Below are 7,944 nucleotides of genomic sequence, written 5' to 3'. Positions count from 1 at the left end.
TGTGTTAATTGCGCCCAATGCGAGCAAAAAAAACAATGTACACAATCCAAAGATGGAAGGAAAATAAAACGCTATCCGGAAGATAAACAGCGAGATGAACTTCGTTTACATATGGCTACTCCTGAGTCTAAAAAAATCTTGAATCAGCGAAAGAGCATGGTTGAACCTGTGTTTTCAGCATTGCGGGGAATTCAGGGTTTGGAACGTTTCCGGCGTAAGGGATTATTAGCGGTAAAGCTCGAATTTACCCTGCATGCAATGGCCTATAACTTATCAAGAGCGGTTGCTCTGATATTATGGATGATTTTCAGTCTATTATTTGTACAAACTAAAATCAGAAAAAGAGAAAATCTGCACGGTGGGATATTGTTGAAAAAAAAATTCCACCCCTTTTGCGACAGCCTCTAAAAGGCGGAGATACGGGCTTACCATGTTCCACTCAGAAAACACAATGGGTTAGGTTCTGTCTACTTCGCCGATAGCTTACTTTGTCCGTGTATTCCCAGCTTCAAAAGGAATATCCAGCTACTGTGCCTTTTGGCCACAGCCTATCAGTACCTTTGGCTGTTTCTGGATGACGACGTTTATTTAACAGTTCACATAAGTTAACCATACCATCAAGCCTAGCGTGCAAGCCGTATTGGTACTCACAGCTCTTACTACATTGTCCCGACCGCTTTAAACCAGTTAGTTACCTATCTCGCTTGGGTCAGTAGGCTATCGTTGACGGAACAACGGACTTTGTCAGTGCGTTATTCTGCAAGCAAAGCAATTCTCTAAGCGACTTCATGTCGCACTGATGTCTTCCAGCCAAGTGATATTGCCGCAAGATCTGCCAAGCGATTTGCAACAAAATCAACAATTTCTCTATTCGCCTAAAAAGAAACCTGCGGCAAATAACGAAATATGGCTTGATCCACTTGCCAATTGGACAAAAACCGCACTCGAAAATAATAAACAGAATTTACTACAGGAAGTTTTACCGCAGATTGAACGTACAATGCTTGAATGCGCTTTAATCCATACCAAAGGCCATAAACAAGAAGCCGCTCGCTTACTCGGCTGGGGGAGAAATACTATTACTCGTAAATTGAAAGAATTTGGTATCGGGTAGTAAAAAAGAGCTGAAATGTACAGCTAAACTATCCTCTGTGACCAACTAAATCAAACGTGAAAATTGACGTTGACGCATTTGGTTGCGTAAATAAATATCAAAACACATACATATATTACGGATCAATAATCGGCCTCTAGGGGTAATTTGTAGCTGTCTTTGACCAACATTCACCAAACCATCTGCTATCATTGGTTGTAATAACTGTAAATCTGCAGAAAAATAATTTTTAAAATCAATCTGATAGCAATCTTCAATTTGACCATAATCTAAATGAAAATTGCAGATCAAAGTTTTGATGACATCACGTCGAATACAGTCATCCTGTGTCAAAGATAAACCTTTCCACAATGCATGTTGATGATTTTCAATAGCCTGATAGTAGGCGCTTAAATCTTTTTGATTTTGTGCATAATGATCGCCTAACATGCTAATTGCTGACACACCAAGTCCGAGTAGATCACAGTTTTGCTGAGTGGTATAGCCCTGAAAATTACGATGTAAAATCCCATTACGTTGTGCAATAGCCAGTTCGTCGTTAGGTTTAGCAAAATGATCCATACCAATAAATTGATAACCATTTTGTGTTAAGGTAAAAATCGTTTGCTGCAAAATAGCCAGTTTTTGTTCCGCTGTCGGTAAATCTTGCGGTTTTATTTTGCGTTGTGCGGCAAAGAGAGCCGGTAAATGGGCATAATTAAACACACTTAAACGATCAGGCGAAAGGGCTAATACTCGCTCTAAAGTAAAAGCAAACGTTTCCGCTGTCTGTTTCGGTAAACCATAAATCAAATCGATACTGGTAGAACTAAACCCCGTGTCTCTGGCACGTTGAATCAAAGCGAAAATAAAATCTTCATCTTGCTGGCGGTTAACTAAATGCTGTACTTGTTTATTAAAATCCTGTACGCCCATACTCAAGCGGTTAAAACCCTCGTAGCGCAAGTGATCAATAACATCCAATTCTATTTCTCGCGGATCAATTTCAATTGATATTTCGGCATCGGTGGCAAAATGAAAATGTGATTTCAGCATTGCCAATAGTTGGCTGATCTGGGATTTACTCAAATAGGTTGGTGTCCCACCGCCCCAGTGCATTTGGGTAACAGTACGATTAGTAAATAATTTCGCTTGTTCTATGATCTCTTTTGCTAAAATCAGCAGATAGTTATCTACTTTATGTTTATGACGAGTCACCAACTTATTACAGCCACAGAAATAACACAGCTTATGACAAAACGGAATATGTACATAAAGAGACAGCGGTCTGTCAGGATAGCGACTGGCAGCAATAGCAAAATCACTATCACTGTAGTGTTGATTAAATTCTAACGCAGTAGGATAAGATGTATATCTGGGCCCAGAATAGTTATATTTTTGAATGAGGGAAAGATCCCAAATAATACCCTGCTCTGACATATTTTTATCCTTCAATAATAACTATCTGCTATCTTATAGCCAGACTCACATTACTGTATTTGCTGCCACTATCTTAACTGATGAGAGATTATCATAAGATGATGTAAATGGGATAATAATCTAATTAACTAAACTATTTAAGATCAGTAATATTGATAATCAAAGGTAATTATTGATAAATTATTTATGATTAATCAGTAATAAATATTACTATTTTATTAGGCAGTAACAGCCATTTTTACTATTAAATAGTTATGAAACAAACAATGCTTACTTCCCTTTTAAAAGCCGCATAATATCATCTGGTTTATCATCATCTTCTTCGTCATCAAGCTCAATACCAACTATTTTCAGCAAAGTATCAATGCGATCCAATTTACTATCAACATAAGTCATTTCATCTTTGGCCAATTTTTTACCTTCTTCAAGATCAGTTAATAACGCGGCCAGACGTTCATCATTTTCCAATAATACCAACTCTTCTGCGGGTGATAATATTGATTTTTCTACCTTGTTTATTTTTTGCTTGTTGGTATTTAAGGCTTTTTCTTCTTTAGCATCAATGAGTAGAGGGATCGGTTTCTTACTACCAATGCGCGGATCTTTCTCAATTGATGGATAATTGTTATTTTGTGCATTAGATCTTTCTTGATAACGGCTACCTGCTATATGGCCACGCTTTTTTTTCTGTTTTTTTCGTTCACGACTGGCTAAATTTAGCGATTCACGATTTTTTTTCATCTTATTAGCTGCTTTTCTCTCATTGCTGATTTTCAATTCTATATTTAACACAATAATATGATATGTGGATGACTTATACTAGATACGGTAAAATTAGAATAAATGAAAACTTCGATATAATAATTATCGAAGTAATGTAAATAAATTATTCAGTTATTTATTAATGCTATTACACATCAACCAAAATAATTTTTGCAATAAATAACAGCGAAACAATAACGACTGCCAAACCAATCTCACGCCACCGGCCTGTCCCTATTTTCATGACACAGTAAGCAATAAAACCTAACGCGATACCTTCAGTGATAGAAAAACTAAAAGGCATCATAACCGCTGTGATAAAAGCGGGTACTGACTCGGTTAAATCATGCCACGCAACACGTGTTAGACTCGACGTCATTAAGACACCAACATAGATCAGTGCGCCAGCTGTTGCATAGGCGGGTACCATACTAGCTAGCGGTGAAATAAAAATTGTTAATAAAAATAGCGCGCCAACCACAATTGCGGTTAATCCTGTACGTCCACCTATCGCAACCCCAGAACTACTTTCAATATAGGCAGTTACTGAAGATGTTCCCATTGCGCTGCCTGCGACCGAACTTAAACTATCAACATAAAGCGCCTGTTTCATCTGCGGAAACTTACCTGTCTTATCAGCCAAACCCGCTTTATCGGTAACACCAATTAAGGTTCCTGAAGAATCAAACAGGTTAATCAGCATGAAAGAGAAAATAATGCCAGACAAAGCAATATCTAGTGAGCCAATCATATCAACATGTCCAACAACCGTCATGATGCTAGGTGGTAGCGCAAAAACACCATTATATTGGACATCACCTATAATCATCCCAATCAGCGTGGTGATCACAATAGAAACAAGCACCGCAGCATGAATATTGCGTGCCGCTAACACGACAATGATAAAAAATCCCAAGATCCCCAATAACACATTCGATTGGGAAAAATTACCAATCGACACCAAGGTATCTGGATTAGCAACAATAATGCCAGCATTTTTCAATCCCATCATGGCAATAAATAAACCAATACCACTGGTAATACCAACCCGTAAGCTTAAAGGGATATGCGCAATGATCCAGTAGCGAATATGAAAAAGCGTTAAAAGAAATAAACCAACTGCTCCCCAGAAAATTGCTCCCATCGCCACTTGCCAGGAATAGCCCATAGCACCAACAACGACAAAAGCAAAAAAGGCATTTAATCCCATCGCAGGAGCAACAGCAACCGGTAAATTAGCAACGAGCCCCATCATAATACTACCTAACGCTGCAACCAGGCAGGTAGTGACAAAAACAGCTTTAATATCCATTCCCGCCATTGATAGAATTTGTGGGTTAACAAAAACGATATAAACCATTGTCAAAAACGTCGTCAATCCGGCAATGATTTCTGTTCGAACTGTCGTGCCATGTTCATGTAATTTAAACATGCGCTGAAGCAAACTCTGTTGTCTGATCGGATCTATTTTATTCATATATTTAGCCTAATAAAAAAGTTTTTTTGCTCTATCCTAGAATAAAATTAATCCAAATAGTTAATTATAAAACAGAAAAAGGAAAACAATATCTGACATAATGATGCGAATGAATATTCAACACAGTCATTACATTGAAATAAGGCTTCGTGGAATCAAAAAGAAAGTGATATAAATAGCAACGAATCAATCACCCATGTTACCAATCTTTCATTTACCTCTAAAAGGCATAAGATAGAATAACGGACATTAGAAACAAACCAACTGATTTGGTTGCTTGCCTGATAATAGAGCCTGTGACGACCGATTTTTTTCTAAACGACGTAAGATTTGATTTGCTATCAGCTCAAGTGAAAAACACATAATGAAATAGATTAAAGCAACAAATAGAAAAATTTCCATTGGATAAATCATTTCTCGATTATTTATTTGAGTGGCTAAAAATGATAATTCTGCCACTCCCACAATATAAGCCAATGAAGTATCTTTAATTAATGCAATCCACTGATTAATAAAAGAGGGGATCATCATCCGTAACGCTTGCGGCAATATAATATTCCACAATACCGCCCAACGGGTAAAACCTAGCGACATCGCCGCTTGCCATTGCCCTTGACCTATAGCCAAAATACCTGCTTTTACTCCATGCGCTAAATAAGCTGATGTGATCAAAGCTAAAGCACAAATTACGGTCGTCAATTCAGGAATATCCGTACCTAGTAAAACAGGTAATAAAAAGTAACTCCAGAAAATTAACATGATGACAGGTATAGCCCGAAAAAAACCTAACACAGCTGCCAGTAAATTTGCCCACCAACCATTTAACATCGCCAATGCAATTCCACCAGCAATACCGAGAAAAATAGAGATACTTCCTGCTAATAAACTTATTAACAGAGTCAGTGCTGCACCTTCTAAAGGGCCATCAGGAAATATACCAAATAACAGATAGCGCCAATTTTCAGCAATCACTGTAAAATCCATGTTAATATCCCTTTATTAATAGACGCTGCTGACGCCATTGTCCCCAAGCTTCCATCAAGGCAATAATGGCAATATAAAGAATTGTCGCCACACCAAACGCCGTAAAGGTTTGTAAACTTTGACTTTCAATCTGACGAGCAACATAAGAAAGCTCAGCAACACCAATTGCCATAGTTAGGGAAGAATTTTTTACAATATTCATATACTGCCCCAATAAAGGCGGCATTACGATTTTTAGCGCTTGGGGTAAAACCACATAACGCATGGCTTGCCAGCCAGATAAACCTAATGCTAATGCAGCAAATTTTTGTCCTTGCTTTACACCATAAATACCAGCTCTTAATTCTTCAGCAATAAAAGGCGTAGAGTAGAGAGTAAAGCCAATCACACCTGCCAAAAATTCAAATGATGGCCATGCGAGCTTAATATCGAAAATAGCCAGCTGATGTGGTGTATTTAGCCATTGCATAACTGATTCGGGTAATATCGTTCCAGCGGCAAAATACCAAAAAAAAAGCTGTATTAATAATGGCGTATTACGAAATAGTGAAATATAACTAATTGCCAACCAACGCAAAAATACGGTATTGCTATCTCTAGCAGCAACGACAACAAACCCTAGCAGGGTTGAGACGACTATGGCACAAAATGAGATCCAAATAGTAATCAGTAAGCCCTGCCAAATCCAATCAAGATATTCAGGGGCTAATAGCTGGGTAGAGAAAAAATGTTCAAACATTTATCCAACCTATTTATGATGAAGCACTCATTTAGGTATTTTTATTAAAAATAATATTTTTTTACTTTTCTAATGGTGCAAATCTAAAATCACCACGAGGTAGTGCTGCTTTAGTTTCTGGACCAAACCAACGATTATAAATTATTTCTGCCTGACCATTTTTTTCTAATTTCAATAAAGTATTATTTACCGCTTTAATCAAATTCGTTTCACCTTTAGCTGCTACTAATGCTTGATATTCACGTGTAAGACTAAAAGGTGAGATCTCATAATCTGCTTTAATTTTTGCCGGTAAGTTCCCCAATAAACCAATCAGTTTGGCATCATCTTGCGTAATAGCTTGTACATTGCCATTTCGTAATGCAGCAAAAGCAAGCGGGGTATCATCGTAAGATATTACTTTAGTATTAGGATAGCGTTCACGTAGAGTAATTTCCTGCACGGTTCCTTTATCTGCACCGATACGCAAAGGAATAATATCATCAGCCGTTTTTAATACCCCAATACGTGCGATAAATTTCTGCCCAGTAGCAAAATCAGGAATTGAAAACTCAACTTGTTTAGCACGTTCGTTGGTGATGGTAAAATTAGCACCAATCAGATCCACTTTACCTGCTGTCAATAGCGGTATTCGATTCGCTGGATTAGTTGGACGCAATACTAATTTAACACCAAAATCTTTAGCAATCGCTTCTGCAATATCAATATCATAACCCACCAATTTTTTAGTTTTAGCATCAATAAAACCAAAGGGAGGATTACTATCAAAAACAGCAATACGGATCACACCGGTTTTTTTGATACTTTCCAATTTATCTGCTTTTGCCAACCCAGTAACCAAGGCTAATGTGACAGATAATACAGTTGCAATAAGATTGAATTTCATTTCACTATTACCTTTTACTGTCAATTTTTTGTATATTTATGTTTATTCGAGTCAAATTATCAATTCACAGTTAGAACATGAAATAATATAAAAATCTATGGTTATTCCAAAAAGGAATAATCATGAGCTAAAAAATAAACATTCAATGATCGCTGAAAAGCGTGTTAATGACCACCCTTAGTTAGCATTTTTTCTACAAAATCCCCACCTAAATGACGGAAATCTTGCCCTTTTAAATAATAGAAAATAAATTCACAAATGTTTTGGCAACGATCACCTATTCGCTCAATAGAGGCTGTCGCAAAAGGGGTGGAATTTTTTTTTCAACAATATCCCACCGTGCAGATTTTCTCTTTTTCTGATTTTAGTTTGTACAAATAATAGACTGAAAATCATCCATAATATCAGAGCAACCGCTCTTGATAAGTTATAGGCCATTGCATGCAGGGTAAATTCGAGCTTTACCGCTAATAATCCCTTACGCCGGAAACGTTCCAAACCCTGAATTCCCCGCAATGCTGAAAACACAGGTTCAACCATGCTCTTTCGCTGATTCAAGATTT

Annotated in this window: 9 protein-coding genes and 1 pseudogene; 2 read left to right on the top strand and 8 right to left on the bottom strand. The window is 37.3% G+C overall.

The genetic code is table 11. The features are described from left to right. Positions 1-408, top strand: a 408-nt coding sequence (locus tag CBG25_RS04000) for a transposase (protein WP_290604678.1), incomplete at its 5' end; no start/stop codon positions are given. Positions 409-799: 391 nt separating this feature from the next. Then, a complete protein-coding gene (locus CBG25_RS03995) occupies positions 800-1,114 on the top strand; it encodes a helix-turn-helix domain-containing protein (protein WP_290604677.1) in 315 nt (104 codons plus the stop codon). Between the two features lie 45 nt (positions 1,115-1,159). Here the strand turns inward: CBG25_RS03995 and hemN are convergent, their stop codons facing one another. The 8 genes and pseudogenes from hemN to CBG25_RS03955 form a co-directional block, all read right to left on the bottom strand. Beyond that, complete coding sequence (gene hemN / locus CBG25_RS03990; protein WP_290604675.1) at positions 1,160-2,533, bottom strand: oxygen-independent coproporphyrinogen III oxidase; 1,374 nt, start codon at positions 2,531-2,533, stop codon at positions 1,160-1,162. Between the two features lie 270 nt (positions 2,534-2,803). Continuing rightward, positions 2,804-3,325: a Der GTPase-activating protein YihI gene (gene yihI / locus CBG25_RS03985; protein ID WP_290604673.1), complete on the bottom strand. Its 522-nt coding sequence runs from the start codon at positions 3,323-3,325 to the stop codon at positions 2,804-2,806. Between the two features lie 118 nt (positions 3,326-3,443). Further along, the gene (locus CBG25_RS03980) at positions 3,444-4,772 is read right to left on the bottom strand and encodes an NCS2 family permease (RefSeq protein WP_290604671.1); all 1,329 of its coding nucleotides are present in this window, start codon (positions 4,770-4,772) and stop codon (positions 3,444-3,446) included. Between the two features lie 249 nt (positions 4,773-5,021). After that, positions 5,022-5,756, bottom strand: coding sequence for an amino acid ABC transporter permease (locus CBG25_RS03975; protein WP_290604669.1), 735 nt, complete (start codon positions 5,754-5,756; stop codon positions 5,022-5,024). Position 5,757: 1 nt separating this feature from the next. Next, the gene (locus tag CBG25_RS03970) at positions 5,758-6,495 is read right to left on the bottom strand and encodes an amino acid ABC transporter permease (RefSeq protein WP_290604668.1); all 738 of its coding nucleotides are present in this window, start codon (positions 6,493-6,495) and stop codon (positions 5,758-5,760) included. 61 nt (positions 6,496-6,556) lie between these two features. Then, positions 6,557-7,381, bottom strand: coding sequence for an ABC transporter substrate-binding protein (locus tag CBG25_RS03965; protein ID WP_290604666.1), 825 nt, complete (start codon positions 7,379-7,381; stop codon positions 6,557-6,559). Between the two features lie 164 nt (positions 7,382-7,545). Then, a pseudogene (locus CBG25_RS03960) lies at positions 7,546-7,674 on the bottom strand (phosphate transport system regulator PhoU); the annotation flags it as partial. Further along, entirely contained in the window at positions 7,667-7,921 is a 255-nt protein-coding gene (locus CBG25_RS03955) for a transposase (protein WP_290604679.1), read from the bottom strand. The pseudogene CBG25_RS03960 and the gene CBG25_RS03955, both read right to left, overlap by 8 nt. Positions 7,922-7,944: the final 23 nt, after the last annotated feature.

The organism is Arsenophonus sp. ENCA, from assembly GCF_002287155.1.
GTDB lineage: Bacteria > Pseudomonadota > Gammaproteobacteria > Enterobacterales > Enterobacteriaceae > Arsenophonus > Arsenophonus nilaparvatae.
Note: the sequence above shows the minus strand (reverse complement) of the source record. Positions and strands in the feature narration are given on the sequence as shown.

What these genes read in the sequence shown, in the direction of transcription:
- CBG25_RS03965 (WP_290604666.1), bottom strand. Translation starts at nt 7,381, where the DNA reads ATGAAATTCAATCTTATTGCAACTGTATTATCTGTCACATTAGCCTTG.
- CBG25_RS03955 (WP_290604679.1), bottom strand. Translation starts at nt 7,921, where the DNA reads ATGGTTGAACCTGTGTTTTCAGCATTGCGGGGAATTCAGGGTTTGGAA.
- CBG25_RS03975 (WP_290604669.1), bottom strand. Translation starts at nt 5,756, where the DNA reads ATGGATTTTACAGTGATTGCTGAAAATTGGCGCTATCTGTTATTTGGT.
- CBG25_RS03980 (WP_290604671.1), bottom strand. Translation starts at nt 4,772, where the DNA reads ATGAATAAAATAGATCCGATCAGACAACAGAGTTTGCTTCAGCGCATG.
- CBG25_RS03970 (WP_290604668.1), bottom strand. Translation starts at nt 6,495, where the DNA reads ATGTTTGAACATTTTTTCTCTACCCAGCTATTAGCCCCTGAATATCTT.
- CBG25_RS03995 (WP_290604677.1), top strand. Translation starts at nt 800, where the DNA reads ATGTCTTCCAGCCAAGTGATATTGCCGCAAGATCTGCCAAGCGATTTG.
- hemN (WP_290604675.1), bottom strand. Translation starts at nt 2,533, where the DNA reads ATGTCAGAGCAGGGTATTATTTGGGATCTTTCCCTCATTCAAAAATAT.